Source organism: Rhizosphaericola mali, assembly GCF_004337365.2.
Taxonomy (GTDB): domain Bacteria; phylum Bacteroidota; class Bacteroidia; order Chitinophagales; family Chitinophagaceae; genus Rhizosphaericola; species Rhizosphaericola mali.
This window is the reverse complement of the sequence record NZ_CP044016.1, coordinates 1,959,748-1,981,380: the sequence shown is the minus strand read 5'-3', so window position 1 is coordinate 1,981,380 and position 21,633 is coordinate 1,959,748. Positions and strand designations below refer to the sequence as shown.

The following is a 21,633-nucleotide window of genomic DNA, read 5'->3' as shown; positions in this document are numbered from 1 at the left end:
TTATGAATTTTGATGATTTATATTGGAACGATTCAGTTATTAGAAAAATAGTGATTGATAGAAGCACAGCAGGAAAAAAAGATTCTGTTGTTGTTGAAGTGGATTGGTATGATGTGGGATTAGGGATTATTATTTTTGAAGATGTTTATTGTTTAAAACTAAGTATGAACTTTGATGTAGTAGCACATGAATCTATTTCAGATGCTTACATTTTAAGTGCAGATCAACTAAAAGAATTAAATTTTAATTTTCAAATATTAAATTTAATAATTGATCAAGCATTAACATGTTATGTGATTAAAACGGCCTCTACAGGAAGTGAAATTTTTATAATATCTAAAACTTGGAAACTTAAATCGATTTAGTATCATTTGGAAATTCATTCTAATCAAAGTTTAATGTTTAAAATTCTTTTAGGTGAATTTCAAAAGGCTAAAACAATTACCAATTTATTTGAATAAGAATTTATTTATTTAGGGTCAAATATGGATAAAATTGCATTATCTTTATTGAATAATATGTTTTAAATCTAAAGGTTTCTTTATAGTTTAAAAATAATATTGGCATTAATAAATTAGGAATAGAAAAATTAAATCCTCGATTATCATCAAAAAAAGAAGTGACATTATGGGATTTTATTTTTACACTGGATACGGGAAAATAACATTTGAATCTTCCGGTTGTAAGTTAAATGTCATAGAACAAGCAATTTTTACTCATAAACATAATTTAACAACATTAATGTTTATAAAAACTTAAGATAAAGTATGAAAATTTAGTCATTGAAAAAAGATGATTTATTTAAACGTAATATTCTCATGGATTAAAAAGTCATAGGTTAATAATACTATAGACAATATTTATTTTTAGGTTATTTAAGTTTCGTTTAAAAACGGTTTTGTTTAAGATAAGAATTGTATAATAGTTGTAGAGGTTATTTTGTTCAGTATTCTAGTTTTGAACCCATTAAAAGATTTAGCAAAATTTCTTTATATCATGAAATATCCGTAAAGTTGAGATAAAAATGATTCTATTCTTTTCCTAGTTTTTCTGATGATATGCGGATGAGCACTACAGTTGTGTTGGTTGGTTGGTTCTCATGAGTACTTCCAGTTAAATGTTTACCTGTCTAAACAGATCCAGTTGTTGAGTACTGGTAATTTAGCCTTTGTCAACAATGATAGTACAATAGTGCATTTCATTTTGTAAGATCTTCAATAAAATGAGTATCATGTACTGCACGACAGATCATATCTATGTGTTAGACTACAGCGATGGCTGAAATGACTGAATCTTGTATCTGCAAAACCAACGATTTTTTAAATTAAATAACCCTTTTGATGGTGCTATTTGGAATTCTTTCATTTAGATTGTTGAATGATCAAGGTCCACATTTTACAAATATTCAAAGGGATAATATTTGCCACAAAAAACGTTATATTTCTTTGAGTACACCCACTATTTGCTTGTGCACTTGTTCTGTTAAGTAAAACAATATCTTTCTTCGATTGAAGACAGATCTATCAATTTTAAATTCTAAAATTGTACTTTTTAATATCCTAAACTATTTATTTTGAGAGACTATATTCACAAACTTTGCGTTTTTACTGTTAATCCGAGGCATTCAATACTTGATAGTTTGGTATGGCAAATCTGCAAATAGGGATTGTATTTTATAGGAAAAGACGCTAAGGTTATAATAATTTTTTTGTAATTTTAAATGAGATGGATTGTTGTATAAAATATACTGTTAATCAGTTGAACATAATATTTTTTGTTGTAAATGTTAGCCGTCCTGTATTAATCTTTTCCTAAATGCAAAAAGGCTTGCTCATATTTTAATTATTTTTCATGTCCATTTTATTCAAAAAGCTGAACTACCGTTACTACCGCCAATATCTGGATCGGTATTTTGGTAAGCATCCTTTGTTGTCTTATGGCAAGTATGGACTTTTTGAAAACTTTGCAACAGAGGATACTTTTGAGTTTTGGTCTGATAATCTGGATAGTTTCATAGTACGTTATGCTATAGAGAATATGGATTTTCTTTGTACAGATCGATGTTTTCAAGATATTTTTGATATAGTTGTTCCTTATAGGACTCCTCAACATATTGTGCGTGATAATGGAACAGATGTAGAAATAACGTTGGAACAAGCCAAAGAAATTATGTCCCATTTCCAAAATGGTTACCATATTGGAATGCGTGATTTTGAAGAAGAAACATCAGCGCTAATATGGATGGAAGATATTGAGGGTAAGTTATCTTTCTTAAAAGACATCGGAGATGAACTTCTACGACTTTTCCATTATGACGGAGAAACTGTCCCAGAGTGGATCCTATTTTATGGAAAAGTACAAGCTTATCTTATTTGCTGTGCCCATCTTTTTGTGGATATTCAAACGGCTAAATACTATAACGACCGCACCAAATCTTTGCTTATTCAAGGAGCACAAAGTACAAATCTAAATCTTTCACCATCGGAAAGTAACAAGACGCCAGAAAGTTCATCCTCCCAAAATATACAAGTTGAGACAGATTCATTCGGTAAAAACATCCCACAAAAAGTAACTTCCACCGCAGAGCAAAAAGATCTTTTGTCCGTTTGGGAAGCTTACCTAAGTATGGCGCCACAATTAAAAAACGAAAAAAAATCACTTACTGCGCCCCAAATAGTGGAGGGTATTTTTACCCAAAGTTCAGCGAGTAGAGAAACTATAACTCTACGTCCAGGGGATTTTGACCATGGAGTCCGTTCCATAAATTTACTTTTAGGAGCGGCAAGAATCTGCTACGAGATCAACTTAAAAGGTAAAGGCAAACAGGAAGGAACTTTAAAGGATTATGAAAATCTCATACAATTCCTTTTCCCTCAGCAGGCAGATAGTCGCTCTATAGCTAACCGGATGCGCGATCAAAAAGAAAGCTTTCTGGAAATTCTAGGTAGACAAAATCCTCAAAAATATACCCTTGTTTTACAGATATTGGAAAGATATAGATAAAAAATTCTCCTATTTGCTAAATTCAATCACTTAAGGCTAGATTTGGTTGAATAGACTACACTATAGTTAAAGAAACTACATCAGCTACACATCGTTTTCCATTCAGTAAAGACCATTTTCATATAGTAGTATTCATCTACATCCATATACATAGATGTACATAGAAAATATAGTTCGTTTTCTTTTTCTCTTTGCACTACGAAGGAATATCCCTTCGCTACAGTAAAAATATCCCCTATGACAAAGGAAACAACAAATGAGGAATTCATCTCTCAAAAACAGATTGCTGATATGCTGCACTATTCGGTGCAGACCGTTATCAAAAAACGTAAATTAGGACTAATTAATTCCAGACAATTTTGTCCCAGAGGACGTGTATTTATCGACAGAAAAAAATTCTTGGAAGAAGATATGCCCAGACTGATTTCACTTGCAAACAAAGATAAACTGTAAGCTACAACTATATAATGGCCTTAGGATTCAAAAGGGAACTAAACCAAATAGATGGAATAATATGGTCAGAAAACCTCCTAGAAGGACGTAAAAATAGCCTGTATTATCAGTATCCTAAAACCTTGTCGTAGGAGCCTTTGGTTTTCTATAGCAAGCAGGTTGGCCGTACTCATGCGCGGCCAAAATTATCTATTCTCTCATGGCGTAGCATTCGTCATTTATTCATTTTCAAATCCAAGTATATGAAAAATAAAATACGTCGTTTAAATATACTCGTCACCCCTGAAGAGTACCGTATTATTTCCTCGAAGGCGAGGCAATGTGAATTACCTATTTCTCATTTTTTGATTGAAGCAGCTAGAAATGTTGAGATCAAAATGTATCGTAAAACCATTCCCGCTTCTGTATCCAAAGTAGTGTTAGCATTAACACTTACCGCTTCCAATTTTAATCAATTGGTTCGTCATTTACATCAGGGAAAAATCCAACATATCACAGAGCATGAACTCAAATACTATGGTGAAAAAATTCTTTTACTGGCGGGTGAAATAAAAAATACACTGCAATAAGCGGATGTTTTTTTATGCATTCCCAAAGGTTCAACTTTTAAAATCACTGGTATGATCGCTAAACAAACGACCGCTAAAGCATCTTCTGTTTCAAATATGGTCTCTTATGTACTTAGAGAAAATGGATTAAAACATCCGGAAGAAAAAGCTCAAATTATTTTCCAAAATGCACTTGTAGGAGAACATACCGATCAAATTGTGGCACAAATGCAGATGGCATTAGGCTTAAATAACCAAAGATGTAGCATGCCTCTTTTTCATGCAATCTTTTCTTTAAGTGAAGGTGAATCTTTAAATGAAGCGCAGGAATTACAATTAGCCGCAATGGTTATGAAGGAATTCAAACTGGATAAGAACATGTTTTTACTTTGTAAACATAGCAGTCCGGTGAGTAAAGATCACTATCACGCGATCATTGTTCGTCCTCCCATTGATGGTAGACAAGTAGTGAACCTGTTTCAATCCAAGCAAAGATTAATGAATATTGCCCGAAAGTGTGAAATGCTATTTCATCTAAAACAAGTCAAGACGCCGAAGACTTGGAAACAGAAGTTGAATAGTTCGAATACAGAAAAACAGCATTGGAATACTCGACAGTTGCAAGCTATGAAGGATTTGAAAAATGCACTTTATAAGGCAACGTCCATGTTGGAATTTATCTCCCATATGCAGAAAGTGGGTTATAGTTTACATAAGGGAAGAGGACTGGGAATTGTACATCAATCCTCTGGAATATATTTTAAAGCGAGTTCCTTAGGATGTAGTCTTTCTAAGATTGAGAAGATCATTGCCTTTAATAAAAAACAACAGAAAGCTCCATTGAGTCTTGCCCAAATACAGCAATTAGAAAGAAATATTGCTTTGGCAAAGAAAGATGTGGATGATGGAACACTTCAATCAACCTTGCACCACAGAAATATATTTATGACTCGTCAAGTTCATCCAACATCTAAAAATAATGATAGTGAAAGTGCAACTATTGAAACAGTGAAAAAAGCTTTGATTGATTATATGATTAGTCCTCTTAAGTTAGATATTGATGGCGTTTATTTTGGTGCGATGGGGATGGATGAGTCAGAAGAAAAAAAGCGCCTCAAAGAAAAAAGAAGAATCAAATTATCTATGTAAGTAACCCTTTAATATCCTCACGTTATGAATCTTTCTGAAGTAGAAATTGTATTAAAAGATTTGGTAAAAGAAGTACAAGAAACCAAAGCGCTTGTTGAAAAAGTAGAACCCTCTCAAGTACAAAATGAGCTTTCCGATTCCTTGTCTTATAGTCTGAGAATACTACCTAAAAAAGTAGACAACATGAAAGCGCTTTTAGATTTGGTGGTCAAAAAGGACATTAAAGAGGATAAGATGTTGCATCCAGAATCCATGGAAAAATTACAGCGATCCTTAGATCGTACGATTCAACAATTGGCAGATCCAGAAAACCAAAGGATCCGCCATGAACACAGCTTCAAAGACTGGAAATGGTTGCTTCTTCTATTGTTTTTCATGGGACTATCCATTTTTCTGGGGTGGCGTAGTTTTACACGTTACAATCAATACAACGAACTACTCATAAAGTATGACTATGTTCAACAGGCGGCACCAAACTTTATCAGAGCTGTAGATTCTGTGTACAATAGAAATCCATACTATTTTTTAGATCATCCTTCTAGAAATTTGGAACAAAACAAAATTCCTGAAAAAACTTCTTCCAAAAAACGTAAAGCAAAAAAGAAGAAATAACAAATAGTTAGCTTTTGCTGTCACATATTTTATACGAATTCGTGACAGTTTATTTTGTGTACGTATTCAATTTTCTTTTCATTGTAATGATTGTTCTAGTTTAATTTTTTCCTTCTTCCGTTGTAAGATTTTATGTACTGCTTTTAGCTTCACTAAGCTAAGACGCTTCTCTTTAAAAAGCAGGCAGCTTTCGACGGCATATGCTCACTACGCTCCGCTATTCCACGTACTGCCTTCTTATTAGAGAACCGTCTTTTATAGCTGTTACACAAAAACAGTACATCATGAAAACTTACAACTCAACAGCAACCAGGGAAAATGAACCTCATTGGTCTGCATTACAAGAAGTTCAACTATCTTATCGCAACAAAATAAAAGCTACACAAAGACCTAAAATCAATATGGCGGAAGATGCATTAGCTCTTTTTAGATCCGTTTGGAACGAAGATGAAATGGAACTTGTTGAATCTTTCAAAATGCTACTGATGAATAATGCTAATAGAGTTCTCGGTGTATACCACGGATCTACAGGTGGCACTGCTGGAACTATTGTAGATATTCGCATATTACTTACTGTAGCACTAAAGTCGAATGCCTGTAAAATTATTGTGGCACATAACCATCCGAGTGGGAATCTTACGCCAAGTCCTGCTGACTTGAAGATTACAGAAAGATTAAAAGACGCTGCTAAGTTAATGGATATTACACTATTGGATCATTTGATTATTACTACTGATAGTTATCACTCTTTTGCAAATGAAGGACTCTTGTGAGTTTTTCAAATTATAATGACTACTTCTATTATTTACAATAATTTTTGTATTTTTTTAAAAATATTTTTTTAGATATAATCTTGGCTTTCTGATAATAGTAAATATAGTCTGAGTCTAATCCTTGAAGATTATCAATAAAAAGAGGATACTTCATCATATCCAAAAATTTTCTCCAATGTTTCTTTTCTAAATTAACTTTTATAAAATGATCATATTCTACCATGCATGTGTTTATCAAATTTTTTGACTTAAAAAATGGTAATGTTTGCTTTCCATACATTTCAATATAAGCATGTCCCATTAGCATATCCATTTTTAATTTCACATCATTTATATCAATATAGTCTTCAAAAGCTAAACTGATATTATCTCCATTATTGATTTCATAGTTACAACTTTTGTGGATCAATTCTTTCATTATTGGAATGGATAAAATCTTTTCCATGAATTCATCAACTTGATATCCAGGATTTTCATCTATCGAATATGGAATATTGATACTAATGGAAAATTCCTTTTTGACAAACTGATTGTTCAACTTTGAGTTCTTACAAAGAGTTTCACCATTAATTACCCAAATCAAATTTTTAACTCCGTAGAAATTTTCTCTTTCTTCTATCTCAATTGGACTGATTGGGCTATTTTGAATTTCAATGACAATACCGTTTGGTAGTTTAATATCAGCTCTATGTTTTTTGCCATTATTTTCCATATAAACTTCTTGATATTCAATTGGGAAATTATTTTGCCATGAAAGATGCCATTCTGTTATAGGCTCAAACCAAGAATCACAATCAGCTCTCTTATAATGTTGCCAGTGCTTAATCTTAAATTCTCCGTTGTGTCCTATAACAATTGAATCACAACAAGGGCAAGTCCCACGTTGCTTTGGATATTCAACTTCTGAATGTGGGTTAGTGTCCGTTTTGGCATAACGCATAAATATGTGTTTATTTAATGTGCTAACTAAGATACCATTTTTATTTTTTTAAGAGTTTGTAAAATTTTCCAATTGGATGAAGTATCTCCTTTTCAAATTCTTCAAAATTTTCTTTAAAAACACTCATCGTAAATGTATGTTTTGACATCCAGTGAGCGAAAACCACATCTTGAATAGAAGAAAGCATGTAATGTTTTTTATCATCGTTGGAGATAAAGAATAATCCTTTTATTTCGGGATTAAAAATGATTTTACCATTAGTTGTAAACGAAAGTGAAAGCTGATAATAACTCCCTTTATTTTTCAATGTGAACAGTAAGTCAACTGGTTCGTCAGAGATTTGGATTTCATGGATATATTTGGGCATGGGCTTTTGGTTAATATAATATCTGATTCTGGCAATAGGGAAGTGATAAATGTATTTTTCCTTGGATATTATCGGTAATATATCCTGCCAATTATGAAAGCATTTGACAAAGACATCAGAAACTTCATACAAATCTTTATAGTAGCATTCCGATTGTTTCTTTGTGTTAGTGATCATTTCTTGGCAAATTGTATACAGCCTTTTTTGATCTAATAGCTTGAAATTATCAACCTCTATTCCTTCAAAGCCCTTTTCAAATCTTTGTAAACTAACTCCTTTTTTGTTCAATAGTTCCAATATTGGAACAATCACCGGAAATGTTGTATAGGCTCTACTTTCTGAATAAACCATAAGCCATGCCAAGCGTTTTGATGGATGAATTGGCGGAGTAGTTGTTTTTGCTTGAGGAATGTTTGCTATTTTAAGTTTCTCAATCTCATCCATTTCATACAGTGCTCCCAGACTAACATCTGGCATAATAAAATTTTTACTATTATTCATATTCTTATGAAACAACTTGGGATTTTTAACAACGATTTCAATTAGGTTGCTAGGCTCAAAAATTTTAAAGAAATCTCTTTTACTGTATGTGACTTCCCACAAAACAGAAAAGATATGATAGCAAAAGATAGGCTCACTAGAAAAGCAAGAACAATGGATATCAACGTGTTGGGGCGAAATCCATATCGAGATTTCTTCTTTTTTATACCCCTCTTGTTGTACATAATAAGCTAGAAAGTCCTTCTTAAAATCTTTAAAATTAATTATAGCATGTGAGTGATGATCACCATCGTATAATTTGTGAAAATTAATATCCTCAGAGAGAACGTAAGGTGTCTCAAATTCGAGCCTGTAGGTGGGTAGTTTAGTATTTGCCATAATATATAGTTTTATGCAAACCACGTATTATTGACCAATGTATTCAACTTAACAACTATGTAAATTACAGTAAGGTTGTATCTATAAAAAAAAGTAAACTATTATAGTTTACTTTGATATGTTTTGTATAATTTTTTCTAGCCTCGACATCATCTCGTCTTTTTCCTTGAGCATCCTTTCGTACAATGCAATCTTCTCTTCATGAAGCTGTACAAGCTTTTCGATCGGGTTAACATTGAAAGTCGGCGTATGATTAATTGCATTCAAGTGATCAGTACATGAATATCTTCTTTTTTAATCCCTAATTGACTGAAATTAAACAATTGTATTTCTAATTGCCATGTGAAATAATAATCGTCTGGAACAACCGTAAGAAATAGCATTTTAAATTTCTTTTTATGTAAAAAATCTACTATCCAATAACAATTGAATAATAGGTTTTTATAAATATAATCGTAAATAATCTTCCTTTAAGCTCAAGATTAAATATATACAAAATGTTAATTAAATATTTGTTGTAATTTAATCTCTAAATCTTTAAAATGCGAATGATCATCATCCGCCCCGGCATATTTACTAATAATAGTTCTTCCCTTTACTAAAAAATCGGCTGGAATATCACTTATACCATACTCGTGGCGAATGTCAACCTTATTATTGTTGTAAATATGATGAAAATCAGAAATTGTATCATTTTTTATTGCGGTGAGCCATTTTTTACGATCTTCATCTAGGGTTACAAATATAATATTTAGCTTTTTGAAATGATATTTTTGGTAGATTTTTTTAAATGTCGGATTTAGCGCTCTACAAGGACTGCACCAACTTGCCCAAAACACAATTACAGTATAAGAAGAACTATCATTTAACAAGTTGTCAATTGAAACGTCTTTTCCATCTATGTCATTACCTTTGATATTGTAGAAATTGGAACCAATGGGGGCTACCTTTTTATTTAATAAGCGTGCGAGTTCCTTTCCGTCATTACTATTTTGAACTATTTGTGATAATTTATTAAAATATACTTTAACAGAATCTTCATTATAACTATGTGCAGCAAACCCATGGTAGAGTAGGAATGCACTTAAAAAAGAATTATGATGTTGAGTTATATACCTCAGATCTACACGATTAAGTTGGTCACTATAAAATTTCCTTTCTAATAAAAGGCTGTTTTTTTTTATACTAAGACGGTTAGATTCAATTGTATCATTTGCCTTTAAGGCAATTTTCCAATGATTATTGAGTTCTTTATAAGAAGAGTCAATTGGGGCAAATTTATTGTTAATATTCTCCTTACTCTTTTCATGTAAATAATATTGATTTTGTGTAACAGAACCAGATAATTGTACATTGTTGAAATGATTTTCGATAACCTCAATTCTCATTTTTTTCGGTTCAATAAAAATAAAACAAAGATTTGGGTCATTTCTATCAATTCCACCATGTGAGGTGTCAACATTTCCAATGAGTTGTGCAAATGTTGGCTGGTTAATAGACCCCTTAAAAGAAAATCTTCCATTAATTACATTGCACTTTTCAGTAATATAATTATTACTACTATCAGTATAGCCAAGTATTACCATCTTGGTTAAATGCCCTAAAATATGTCCATCTATACTAAAGTGACTTCCATCTCCGTATTTTTTATTTTGAGCTATTAATGCAAATGTAAAAAAGATAAGAGGAAGAATAAGAACAGTTTTTTTAAAATTATACAACCTAAAAAAAAGCATCATGATTTATATTTATTTTAATTGGAGTAAAAATTATTAAATATTGTTTTGTGAAACGTGCGTTGTAATTAATACCAAATTTTTCAATATTTTTTTAATCTTTTTGTACAAAAAATGGAGATTTGAAATACAAAACAATATTGATAACAATGTTTTCGATACTTAATTATTTGATTAAACTATAGACTGGAATAATTTAAATAACCAGTCTATAGAAGTAATAATAGTAAATTACTACATTTTTCTATTGGACACAATAATAGCGTTGACTAACTTGAGTCTGGTTACAACGAGGGCAACTACCTTTACATACACTTGAATTTGAAGCACAATCCACTCCACAAGAATCTTCTGGATCTTCTGTGGTGGTTGCAGGCGCCATTCCGCCCAAAACATTTCTCAATTGACTTCTAGACAATACTTCTACATTATCAAGATCTAGAAGTGTTAATTTAAGCTTTTTCATCTTTTTGATTTTTTAGATGATGATTAGAAATAAGACTTTATCAATTGTAGATAAAGAATTTATTGTTTATAGTATAATAAGTATTAAACAGAAAAAAAGAAATTCGTGAAATTTAATATTCATATGGGTGAATCTATCTCCAATATACAATTCGTAAAAATTGATATCCTCAGAAAGAGCATAAGGTGTTTCAAATTCGAGCCTGTAGGTGGGTAGTTTAGTATTTGCCATAATATATAGTTTTATGCAAACCACGTTTTATTGACCAATGTATTCAACTTAACAACTATGTAAATTACAGTAAGGTTGTATCTATAAAAAGAAAAGTAAACTATAATAGTTTACTTTGATATGTTTTGTATAATTTTTTCTAGCCTCGACATCATCTCTTCTTTTTCTTTGAGCATCCTTTCGTATAATGCAATTTTCTCTTCATGGAGTTGTACTAGCTTTTCGATAGGATTAACATTGAATGTTGGAGTATTTCCAGTATTCAAAAATGAACCTTGATTAAATGTATTTGAAATAATATTCACCGCTTTTTCTTCATCGAAATTTTGGATTGCTTCTACTGGAATTTTAAGCGCAAGAGAAAGCTTTTGAAGTAAAATGGGTTCTATAGTTTCTTTTTGTTCCAATAAAGAAACTTTTTGTTGGTTCCAATCCTCTCCAAGTTCCCATGCCAATGCATCCTGTTTGATACCTAACATCTCACGGAATCTTTTGACATTACGGCCTTCGTGTACTTTGTGCTCTTTCTCTAAACTCATAATGAAGCAAATTTAAGGGTTGTTTCTATTATTTCAACCTACGACCAAAATTAGTAAAAAACAAAGAGAATACGGTAACTAACCGATTTTTCGTGTAGGATACAGCAGTCTGCCAATGGATCTTTGCATTTAAGAAAAACAACAGATTATGAAGAAGAAGAACAAAGATCATTACCATACATACATCTGGAATTTTAATATCATCAAAGATCCTTATCGAGTAATTGCGGAGATTTTCTTTATGTATAGTCTTGATGTATATCGAAAACATATAAAAGTATTTCTACTACTTGCGGTAAAATATGAAAAAATTAAATGTAAAGATTTGACTATGATGATAGATCTTTTGCATTCAATGAGGTCATTGATTCTTGCAGCGGATAGTATATTATCAGAGGCGAATAACGAAACTATTGTAAAGTCCTTCTCTGTTAGAGATGAAGCGATATGTGTGTGCAAAACCTTGACTGAATCGGAACTTAGTAATCCATTCAAAGTGCTTGCTCAATTTTTTAAATACAAATTTGCTAAAAAATGGTGCATAACCCTCGATGATATACTTGATTATGCTTTTTCACAATTTGACTATACTCCAGATTATGATCTATTACCAATTTATATTTTACTAAATGGATTTATTGAAGCTAATTTCTTAATTAATACTCGAATCAATCAACCATCGACAAGCCTTATCAATATTGCTGAAATGGAAACTAAGAATGAAAATATTTTATCATTATAAACCAATACAAAATGGAAAATTCTATAACTCATCTTAAAGCTAAAGACTGCATGACACTTTTATATGTCAAAAAATTGATTGCAGCACAACTCAATCCTTTACTAATCTATTGTTATGGTTACGAAACTATATCAAAACTAAAACGCTCCACTTTTTTATTAAAGCAAGTGACAGAAGAAAAAACATTCGCTTTTGATCTATTGATTATTATGCCAGATGAATCTGTAATAGAAGAATCGTTGAAACAGGAAATACAAGAGCAGATCGCTCATTTTGGTACTGTTTCATTTAAAATACATTCACTCTATTTTATGCTAAGAAAGATGAATGAGGGAAATATCTTCTTTAATTGGGTAAGTAAAAGTGGTATTCTTTTATATGATAGAAATGCAACATCAAGACTACTTCCTCCAAGAGTCGAACAAGCTTTCAAGAAAGAGGCCAATGCATTTTATCAAGAAGATGCAACTATGGAGGATTATCTAACAAGAAATTTTAACGGTAATGCGTGATTGTCTGAGGTATTCATCATTACCAATTTTGGACCACCAGTAATGGTGGTCTTTTTATTAAGATTACTTTATGAACAATATACCTTTAAAACAAGATGAATTATTATTCTCAATTTAGTACATTTACCATTTATAAAATGCAAAATATCGGATATAAATAATGCTTGTAAATCAATCTATTATTTCAGATATAAAAGCTATTATTGCTCAATCAAAGGATCGTGCGATTCGTTCTGTTGACCATCAGCGAACCTTGATGTATTGGCACATTGGAAAAAGAATCTTCGAAGAAGAGCAAGAAAGCAAAGATCGAGCTGATTATGGGACATATTTGATAAAATATCTTTCCGAACAATTACAGCCTGAATTTGGTAGTGGGTTTTCTACAAGGCAAATAAACCTTTACAGGAAGCTTTACCGCACATTTGAGAATGTGCATACACTGTATGCACAATTGAGTTGGAGTCAGTATAAGTTACTTTTAAGTGTTGATAATCAAGACAAAAGAGAGTTTTATATTGCTGAAACAGTAAAGAATAACTGGACAGTACGTCAATTGGAACGTCAGATTTATGGCAGTTTGTATGAACGTCTATTATTGAGTAATGACAAAGAAAGTGTGTTAGCAGTAGCCAAAAATGAAAAACAGCCATCTAATGCTAAAGAAATTATTAAAGATCCTATGCTCTTGGAATTTCTCGGATTAAAATGAGAAGCTGCATATTATGAGAAAGATTTGGAAAGCGCCATTATTACTCATTAGCAGGACTTCTTGTTGGAATTAGGCAATGGGTTTTCTTTTGTGGCAAGACAGAAAAGAATCCATATCGAAGGGGATGAGTTTTTTGTGGATTTAGTATTTTATAATCGACTATTACAAAGTTTTGTTATCATTGAAATTAAAACTACGAAACTGACACACCAAGACATTGGACAACTTCAAATGTATGTTAACTACTATGACCGCGTAGAAAAATTATCGCACGAAAATCCAACTATTGGAATCTTGCTATGTGCAAATAAAAATGATGCAGTTGTGAAATTTACATTACCCGAAGGACAAAAACAGATTATTGCAAGTCAATACGAACTTTACTTACCAAGTGAAAAGCAATTATTGGATGAGATGAACAAAGAATTGGAAAGCTTTAAAAGGGATAAAAAATAGGAGATAATACATTAGAAAGATGAGAGTTCTATATCAGAGCATACAGTTGACAGGCGAATTAAATTGGAATATTCTTAACTTTTAAACTCTCCTTTCTACAAATTAGGTAGTTAAAAAATCAAATCCATAAGCTTATTGAAAAACGATTAATTTAGTCCGCTAATGCCAAAATTGATTTGCTCCCCGAATTGTATTGAAAAAAATAAGTTGCATTGGATTTATAATATTGACTTAATGGGATCATTGTCGTAGTTTTTTCACCAACGTAGGGTATAATTAAATTTTTTCATCTTATTACAAATTACATAAGATGAAAAATTATTTAGTATTATTAATGACATTGCTAATATTTTCAAAAATAGAGGCGCAAAGAAAGATCAAGTATGAGATAAATGCAGGGAGTGCATACTTGGATTTAAATAACATAAATCTAAATCGAAAATTTGGTTATCAAGCTGGTATTGGCGTTGATATTAAATTGGGACATCATTTTTATTTAAATGGACAGCTAAACTATCAAAGATTTAGGATGGATTTAAATGGACTTTCTCGAAATGAATTGTATTATGATTTTATTGAATATAAACCTAAGGTGAATTTGAGTTATTTAATTTTACCAATTGCTATAAAATATAATATTCCCAAAACTCACATTACATTATTAGCAGGAGCACAAATAAACTATAAAATCTCTGGCAATGTAGAATATCCCAATGGCGTAAAAGTCGACACTGCAATTATTTTTTACAAAACAACGTACAATTGGTTTGGAGGCATAGAGTATAATATTCCCATACGCAACAATCGGTCAATCTTTATTAATGCAAAATACTACTCTAGTATAGGTAACGGTTATAATTTAAATATGAGTAGACATGGATACAAATCTTATGGATATCTATTTACAGTAGGATACAGATTTTATAAATATATTATCAATTCTACAATTGAAGGTAGGGTAAACAATCAATAAAGTCTCTATTATATAAAATATTTGATATGCCTATCTTAAGTATAATTACAGCCGTTTCGAATGGCCTTGCAATGAACAAAATATTTCTTGAGAGTCTCAAAAAATACACATTAAATTCTTATGAATTAATCATTATTGATAATAATTCTTCGGACGGAACAAGAGAATATTTCCAGAATAATAATGCAATTGTTATAAAGAATAATGCCAATTATTCTTATCCATATTGCCAAAATCAAGGAATAGAAGTTGCCACTGGAAAATATTTTGTGTTTTTAAATAACGACGTAATTGTTTGTCCATCTTGGGATGATATTCTAATTAATCATTCTATTAATTTTGATTTAGATATTTTATGCGCGGCAGATAATGGTCAAACTGGAAATAAACTATTGGATAGAAAATTTCAAAAAAGATGGAAACGTATTAAATATTCCCTATATGCAATAGGAAAAATTTCTCGATTATCTTTGTGGTTGATGCATCAATTGATGTATGGAAATTGGAATAAATTTTGCGATCAATGGAACGAAAAATATAAAGGAGAAATCTGTGAAGGGTTAGTAGGGGCAAATATTATGATGACTCAAAAAGGATTGAATACGGTTGGTTGGTGGGACGAAAGAATACAAGCAGCAGATTTTGATTTAATCTATAGAATTCAAGAGCGAATTAGTTTATTTAACGATATTAAGCCCTGCTGCATAATTAAAAGTTGTTTTATCCATCACTATAGTAGAATGACATTAAAATATTGTCAAAAGCCAGCGCCATTTGAGGATCAGAGCAATTTAATATCCTTGGATGCTAAGTGGAAAAATAAAAAAACTTCATTGATAAAAGAATATAGCCATTACAAATAATTGAGTATTATCACGAATTGGTCATTATTTACTATGTTTTACCGTTTTTTTAATAAACCTTGATGAGATTAATTATTGAAGCATCTGGTTTCGAGAGATTATTTAAAGAGAAATTTAAAAGTTTAGTGCTATATGCTAATACTTTTTTAAATGATTTTGAGATTTCCAAAGAAGTAGTTCAGTCAGTATTCGTATATATTTGGGAGAGAAAAGAAAAATTAGAAATTAGGTCTTCTATTTCGGCCTACTTATATAGTTCCGTTTATAATGCATCAATTCAATATCTTAGGAAAAATAAAAGATCATTGACAATTACAAATAGTGATGAATTAATTAAGTCAATAGATACAAGTAGAGTAGAGCATTTAATAGAATCGAAGGAACTCAATGTAGCTATACAAAAAACGCTAATGAAGTTACCAAAACAATGTCGAATCATATTCAGTATGAGTAGATTTGAATCTAAAAAATATAGTGAAATAGCTACAATTTTAGGCATTTCGTCTAAGGCAGTAGAAAAGCAAATAACTAAGGCGTTAAAAATATTTAGAATGGAACTCAGCGACTTTTTACCATTTTTATTAATTATTTTAGAAATATTAAATAGATGATTACCCATAACAAACATAAGATTACTCAAGAACTCTTGGTGCGGTATGTATTAGGGGAAGCTAATGATAATGAAAGAAATAGGGTGAAAGATTGGTCTATGGAAAGTGTAGCTAACGAAAATGAATTAAATAATCTTAGCAATATTATCAATAAAGTAGATCAATTTCGCGATACCCACTCTATAAATTTGGATAAAGAGTGGGATAAATTTTTATCTGAAAAAGATAAAGCTTCTTCAGTTGATTATAATTTTAATAAGAAAAAATTCTTTTTTCCAATCAGAAATATAGCAATCTGGATCGGTTTTATACTACTTTCAACTATAGGTTATTTTATTTATCACAATTATACTAATAATCAATACATATGGTTAGATGCAGGCAATAAAGTTTGCTCTATTAGACTAGAAGATGGATCTTCTGTTGTTTTAAATAAGGGTTCACGATTGGGCTATTCAAAGAATTTTTTGAAAGAAAACAGAAATGTTCAGCTTTTTGGGGAGGCTTTTTTTTCCATCAAGCATGCAAACTTACCTATGTTTACTGTAGTTTATAACGATGTAAACATAAAAGATATAGGTACTGCATTCAATGTTAAAAAAGAAAATGAAGAAGTTCAAATAATTGTTGAAGAAGGAAAAGTAAATATTGAAAGTAATAATACGATTTTGGAGCTAAGCGCCAATGAAGTTGCCAAAGTAAATCCAATTGATAATGTCATAAAAAAATCTATTGTGAAAGACAAATTTTATCAATATTATCGAACTAAAAAGTTTGATTGCATCGGTACTCCATTGATAGAACTTGTAAATGGTTTGAGAGAGTTTTATAGCGAAAAAATCGAATTACAGAATTCTTCATTAGACAATATTCCTATTACTGTTTATTTTGAAGATCAACCAATCTCTAAAATATTGGACATAATTTGTGATACATTAAAATTGGAATGGTCAAGACAATCTGATGGAAAAATTATTATTTATAAAGTTAAATAGTTCACTTAAAAACAAGATACTACGATCGCATGGTTTAGCATTTTTATTCTTATTATGTATAAATAATTTGATAGTTGCACAATCTTTATTAAAGCAAAAAGTTCCTCAATTTGAAGTTGATAATAGTTCTATAAGTCTGGCTTTAAAAAAGTTAAGTGCAGTAAGTAAGATTCCATTTTCATTTCAATCGGACGTGTTTGAAGAAAATTCGATTGTATCGATAAAAAAACGTAATTGTAATTTAAATGAATTGTTATCGCTGATATTACCAATTTTTTATCAATATAAACAAGAAAAGGATTATGTTATTATCACTCCTAGGGAATACACTCAATTGTCTGGTTATGTTAAGGATCTCAGTAAACAAGAAAATATAGGGCACGTTCACCTAGTATATAGCAATGATGTAAATTATAAAGAAACAAAAAAAGATGGATCATTTAATATATCTATCCCCTTTGTTAAAAAAGGGGATGTATTGTTATGTACAAAAGAGTTTTATTACGATACGATAGTACCACTTGCTAACTTGCACAGTGAGTATTTAACTATAACTATGCGACCAATTCCTGTGCTAGAGATGACTCCTGTGAAACTTAGTTCTATTTCTAACAATAAAAATGAACCAAAGAACAATCTTCCATTTGCATTTCATATTATAGGCGGAAGATCAAATAATGTTAAGTCTTTTGAATTTGGAACAATTTTTAATCACAATATTTCAAATGGCAAAGGAATCCAAATTGCAGGGGTTATTAATCTTATAGATAAGTCAATGAGTGGAATTCAAATAGCGGGACTCCACAACTATGTAGGAGATACGTCAAAAGGTATTCAACTTTCTGCGATTCTTAACAAAACTGAAGGATTATCTAATGGCGTTCAACTCGCAGCAATTAATCGGTCTCATAAGCTTAAAGGAGTACAGATAGGAATTATAAATGTTGCAGATAGTTCAGTTGGTTGGACAATTGGACCATTAAACTTTGCTAATATGAATCATTTTCCACGAATCTCATACTTTACTAATAATTTATTTTTTTCCAATGTTAGTTTTAAATTGGGCAATGAAAAACTATACTTTGTTGCAAACACAGGCGCAAGCTACATTAATAAGAAAAGATATTATGTTAGTGTAGGTTTCGGACATGATTTTAGATTAAGTCAAAAGTTGTCATTATCAACAGTACTTACCTATGGACGTATGCGTAATTTCGTATATTCAGATGGACATCAGTATGGAATTTTTGATAAGAAACCAACTGCATCTTATGCAAGGAATACTGAAAATGCACTGATCCAATTACAATCTAATCTAAATTTTTCTATATCTCAAAATACTAGCTTATTTATTGGACCTACCTTCAATTATACAGGTAAAAATGTGAATGAGCCAATTGTTCCTAATTATAGTGGATTTCCATCGAACAAATTACTTGGTTGGCAATTTGGAATCACCAATCAGAGTTGGTTACAAACACGAATCATTAACAGAATGTTTGAGCATTATAAATGGTCTGTTCAAATTGGACTTGAACAAAATTTAGCTTTTGTAAATAACACTCAATCAAAAGCTTTGCGTTATACAAATATTGATGTCAGATTTCAGAAGCATTTGATGGAGAGTGTGAGTTTCATAACTAGTTTTGGTTTTAATCAAGTGCAACATGAAAATTATAATATTTATTCTGGATCATACGATAATTGGTCTTTATCTCACAAATTTTCCTATTATCAGAGTCTAGGACTAAAATTATATGCTACAAAACATTTATATGCAGGTCTACAAAGTATTATTTTGATAAACAAACCCTATTCAGAACAATCTCGTATATCTTGGGTGCCTGAACTAGGCTGGGATCTTGGTAAAAAAATAAGTTTAAGTAGTTTATATTACCCATCAGAACGAAACGTTTATATAAGATTAGGCTATATTATTTTTGGTAAAAAGAACTATAGTCTGCATACTGTAAATAATAAAACGGAAAATTGATTTTAATATGCAGTAACATCATAATTGTGTAGTTAATAAATAGGTATTCTAAATTAATGTATGTTAAGAGTATTAAAAGTTTGGAAAATAAAAGATAATTATAGAATAGGAAGTGATATCAGTTCTAAGGTATTAGCCTTCGCATTTGGGCTTTCAGCGGAGATAGAGCGAAATTTTATATCTCAAAGAAGCAAGGAAACTTTGGTAAGAAAATAAGCCGAGGGAGTAATTCTTGACCGTCCTAAGGGACATAAATCACTACGTACTAAATTGACTGGGCAGGAAAAGCATATCAAAGAATCGTTCAAAAAGAATGTTTCATATTCAGCAATAGGTCAAATTTTAGGTGTTCACAGATTGACAGTGTCAACTTTTGTAAATGATAATCTTACTGCATTGGAATTAAATAAATTTCACATTTAATAATTTGGCTCAAAATAAAACTTATAAACTGTTAAGTTATTTATCAATCAATCAATCAATAACACAGCTTGTATTTTCAATCTATTTAATGTTAAATTTTAGACCAGAAGCAAATTCTCAATTTAAGAGTTAAGTTTTTATTTACATGTTTTGAAATAATATGTTGGAAAATAAAAAAGACTTTAATCTATTTCAACAAATTAGAGTATTCTAAAAATGTAAGTATAAGTGTAAGTATAAAAAAATAAGCATTGCAATCTATTGATTATCAATGCTTAATTTGTATACAAGTGATCCCGCTGGGACTTGAACCCAGGGCCCATACATTAAAAGTGTATTGCTCTACCAACTGAGCTACGGAATCTTTCCTTAACGAATTGATTATTAATGTGTTATCTTTTCGTGTTGGGAGTGCAAATATAGAACGGTATTTTTAAATGACAAAATTTTTTGTTTATTTTTTTGAAAAAAATCCTTTTTTCGCTCCAATTAAATTGATTTACCTTTGCCCTGTCAATTTTGCCTGTACGATATGCAGGTCCATAGTTAATCATGGAACATAACAGCAGTTATGTCTGAAATTTTATAAAATATGTCTGTACTACACAACAGAACTTCTCAGCAGGAGTTGAAAGAACGTCTTATGTCCGAAACAGAAAGGAGAGAGACGATTAGTTTTTACCAGTATTTTGTGATTGAAAATCCACAAGAATTTAGAGACTTTTTATACAAATCCTTAGAATCTTTAAAGGTTTTTGGCCGTATTTACGTTGCAAAAGAGGGTATCAATGCACAAATAAGTGTACCTGAATCCAATTTTGAAAAGTTCAAATGCTTTTTGTATTCCATCCCACAATTGAATGATCTAAGATTAAATATTGCAATAGATGATGATGGAAAATCTTTTTGGGTTTTGAAAATCAAAGTAAGAGATAAAATTGTTGCGGACGGTATTGAAGATCCTTCTTTTTCCATGGAAAATAAAGGTCAATATCTCAAGGCCGATGACATGAATAGAATGGTGCATGAAGACAATACCATCGTTGTGGATATGCGTAATCATTATGAATATGAAGTTGGACATTTTAAAAATGCGTTAGAAGTACCGTCAGATACATTTAGAGATCAATTGCCAATGGCGGTAGATATGTTGAAAGGCAAGGAAGAAAAAAATATTGTGATGTATTGCACAGGAGGCATTCGTTGTGAGAAGGCGAGCGCTTATATGTTACATCATGGATTTAAAAATGTTTTTCATTTAGAAGGTGGTATTATCAATTATGCAAAACAAATACGTGAAGAAAACACAGAAAGTGAGTTCATTGGGAAAAATTTTGTATTTGATAATAGATTAGGAGAGCGCATAACGGATGATGTGATTTCCCGTTGTCACCAATGTGGTAAAACTTGCGATACACATACCAATTGCAAAAATGATGGCTGTCATTTATTGTTTATTCAATGCCCAGAATGTGCCGAGAAGTATGATGGCTGTTGTAGTATTGAGTGTAAAGAGACTTTGCAAATGCCGATGGAACGTCGCATTCAAATACGTAAAGGCGTTAATAAGGGGCAAAATATTTTTAATAAATCCTTAGCGCGTTTACGCCCTCGTTTGGATGAGATTAATAATATCCATAGTCAAATAAACGATTAA

23 protein-coding genes and 1 tRNA gene are annotated in these 21,633 nt (G+C 31.0%); 18 read left to right on the top strand and 6 right to left on the bottom strand.

The window, feature by feature from the left end; all coding sequences use genetic code 11:
• The first annotated feature begins 2 nt into the window (after positions 1-2).
• From E0W69_RS08545 to E0W69_RS08515, 7 genes are all read left to right on the top strand, one after another.
• Positions 3-365, top strand: coding sequence for a hypothetical protein (locus tag E0W69_RS08545; RefSeq protein WP_131329665.1), 363 nt, complete (start codon positions 3-5; stop codon positions 363-365).
• 1,486 nt (positions 366-1,851) lie between these two features.
• Positions 1,852-3,003 (top strand): hypothetical protein, encoded by a 1,152-nt coding sequence (locus E0W69_RS08540; RefSeq protein WP_131329664.1) that lies wholly within the window; start codon positions 1,852-1,854, stop codon positions 3,001-3,003.
• Between the two features lie 237 nt (positions 3,004-3,240).
• Complete coding sequence (locus tag E0W69_RS08535; protein ID WP_131329663.1) at positions 3,241-3,456, top strand: hypothetical protein; 216 nt, start codon at positions 3,241-3,243, stop codon at positions 3,454-3,456.
• Positions 3,457-3,698: 242 nt separating this feature from the next.
• A complete protein-coding gene (locus E0W69_RS08530) occupies positions 3,699-4,025 on the top strand; it encodes a plasmid mobilization protein (RefSeq protein WP_131329662.1) in 327 nt (108 codons plus the stop codon).
• A gap of 51 nt (positions 4,026-4,076) precedes the next feature.
• On the top strand, positions 4,077-5,153 hold the full coding sequence (locus tag E0W69_RS08525) for a relaxase/mobilization nuclease domain-containing protein (RefSeq protein ID WP_131329661.1): 1,077 nt from the start codon (positions 4,077-4,079) through the stop codon (positions 5,151-5,153).
• Between the two features lie 24 nt (positions 5,154-5,177).
• Complete coding sequence (locus tag E0W69_RS08520; RefSeq protein WP_131329660.1) at positions 5,178-5,765, top strand: hypothetical protein; 588 nt, start codon at positions 5,178-5,180, stop codon at positions 5,763-5,765.
• A 284-nt stretch (positions 5,766-6,049) separates the two neighbouring features.
• On the top strand, positions 6,050-6,538 hold the full coding sequence (locus E0W69_RS08515; RefSeq protein WP_131329659.1) for a JAB domain-containing protein: 489 nt from the start codon (positions 6,050-6,052) through the stop codon (positions 6,536-6,538).
• Positions 6,539-6,566: 28 nt separating this feature from the next.
• Here the strand turns inward: E0W69_RS08515 and E0W69_RS08510 are convergent, their stop codons facing one another.
• From E0W69_RS08510 to E0W69_RS08485, 5 genes are all read right to left on the bottom strand, one after another.
• A complete protein-coding gene (locus tag E0W69_RS08510) occupies positions 6,567-7,478 on the bottom strand; it encodes a competence protein CoiA (protein ID WP_131329658.1) in 912 nt (303 codons plus the stop codon).
• Between the two features lie 40 nt (positions 7,479-7,518).
• A complete protein-coding gene (locus E0W69_RS08505) occupies positions 7,519-8,724 on the bottom strand; it encodes a hypothetical protein (RefSeq protein WP_131329657.1) in 1,206 nt (401 codons plus the stop codon).
• Between the two features lie 500 nt (positions 8,725-9,224).
• Positions 9,225-10,463: a TlpA disulfide reductase family protein gene (locus tag E0W69_RS08495; RefSeq protein WP_131329656.1), complete on the bottom strand. Its 1,239-nt coding sequence runs from the start codon at positions 10,461-10,463 to the stop codon at positions 9,225-9,227.
• A 241-nt stretch (positions 10,464-10,704) separates the two neighbouring features.
• Positions 10,705-10,926, bottom strand: a complete 222-nt coding sequence (locus E0W69_RS08490; RefSeq protein ID WP_131329655.1) for a TIGR04149 family rSAM-modified RiPP — start codon at positions 10,924-10,926, stop codon at positions 10,705-10,707.
• A gap of 341 nt (positions 10,927-11,267) precedes the next feature.
• On the bottom strand, positions 11,268-11,696 hold the full coding sequence (locus E0W69_RS08485; protein WP_131329654.1) for a helix-turn-helix domain-containing protein: 429 nt from the start codon (positions 11,694-11,696) through the stop codon (positions 11,268-11,270).
• Positions 11,697-11,844: 148 nt separating this feature from the next.
• Between E0W69_RS08485 and E0W69_RS08480 the strand changes: the two genes are divergently transcribed.
• From E0W69_RS08480 to E0W69_RS20600, 10 genes are all read left to right on the top strand, one after another.
• Positions 11,845-12,438, top strand: coding sequence for a hypothetical protein (locus tag E0W69_RS08480; RefSeq protein WP_131329653.1), 594 nt, complete (start codon positions 11,845-11,847; stop codon positions 12,436-12,438).
• A gap of 50 nt (positions 12,439-12,488) precedes the next feature.
• A complete protein-coding gene (locus tag E0W69_RS08475; protein ID WP_131329652.1) occupies positions 12,489-12,950 on the top strand; it encodes a hypothetical protein in 462 nt (153 codons plus the stop codon).
• A 160-nt stretch (positions 12,951-13,110) separates the two neighbouring features.
• Positions 13,111-13,662 (top strand): DUF1016 N-terminal domain-containing protein, encoded by a 552-nt coding sequence (locus E0W69_RS20610; protein WP_225321457.1) that lies wholly within the window; start codon positions 13,111-13,113, stop codon positions 13,660-13,662.
• Positions 13,663-13,752: 90 nt separating this feature from the next.
• Entirely contained in the window at positions 13,753-14,118 is a 366-nt protein-coding gene (locus tag E0W69_RS20605) for a PDDEXK nuclease domain-containing protein (RefSeq protein WP_255478231.1), read from the top strand.
• 310 nt (positions 14,119-14,428) lie between these two features.
• Positions 14,429-15,091 (top strand): outer membrane beta-barrel protein, encoded by a 663-nt coding sequence (locus E0W69_RS08465; protein ID WP_131329651.1) that lies wholly within the window; start codon positions 14,429-14,431, stop codon positions 15,089-15,091.
• A 26-nt stretch (positions 15,092-15,117) separates the two neighbouring features.
• A complete protein-coding gene (locus E0W69_RS08460) occupies positions 15,118-15,954 on the top strand; it encodes a glycosyltransferase family 2 protein (RefSeq protein WP_131329650.1) in 837 nt (278 codons plus the stop codon).
• A 62-nt stretch (positions 15,955-16,016) separates the two neighbouring features.
• Positions 16,017-16,565: an RNA polymerase sigma-70 factor gene (locus tag E0W69_RS08455; RefSeq protein ID WP_131329649.1), complete on the top strand. Its 549-nt coding sequence runs from the start codon at positions 16,017-16,019 to the stop codon at positions 16,563-16,565.
• Positions 16,562-17,560, top strand: coding sequence for a FecR family protein (locus tag E0W69_RS08450; RefSeq protein WP_131329648.1), 999 nt, complete (start codon positions 16,562-16,564; stop codon positions 17,558-17,560). The genes E0W69_RS08455 and E0W69_RS08450 overlap by 4 nt, the downstream gene beginning before the upstream one ends.
• Positions 17,529-19,553, top strand: a complete 2,025-nt coding sequence (locus E0W69_RS08445; protein WP_131329647.1) for an LA_2272 family surface repeat-containing protein — start codon at positions 17,529-17,531, stop codon at positions 19,551-19,553. The genes E0W69_RS08450 and E0W69_RS08445 overlap by 32 nt, the downstream gene beginning before the upstream one ends.
• 60 nt (positions 19,554-19,613) lie before the next feature.
• On the top strand, positions 19,614-19,769 hold the full coding sequence (locus E0W69_RS20600; RefSeq protein WP_225321455.1) for a hypothetical protein: 156 nt from the start codon (positions 19,614-19,616) through the stop codon (positions 19,767-19,769).
• A gap of 498 nt (positions 19,770-20,267) precedes the next feature.
• Here E0W69_RS20600 and E0W69_RS08435 read toward each other — a convergent pair.
• Positions 20,268-20,340 (bottom strand) — tRNA-Lys (locus E0W69_RS08435).
• A 228-nt stretch (positions 20,341-20,568) separates the two neighbouring features.
• Here E0W69_RS08435 and trhO point away from each other — a divergent pair.
• Entirely contained in the window at positions 20,569-21,633 is a 1,065-nt protein-coding gene (gene trhO / locus E0W69_RS08430; protein ID WP_131329646.1) for an oxygen-dependent tRNA uridine(34) hydroxylase TrhO, read from the top strand.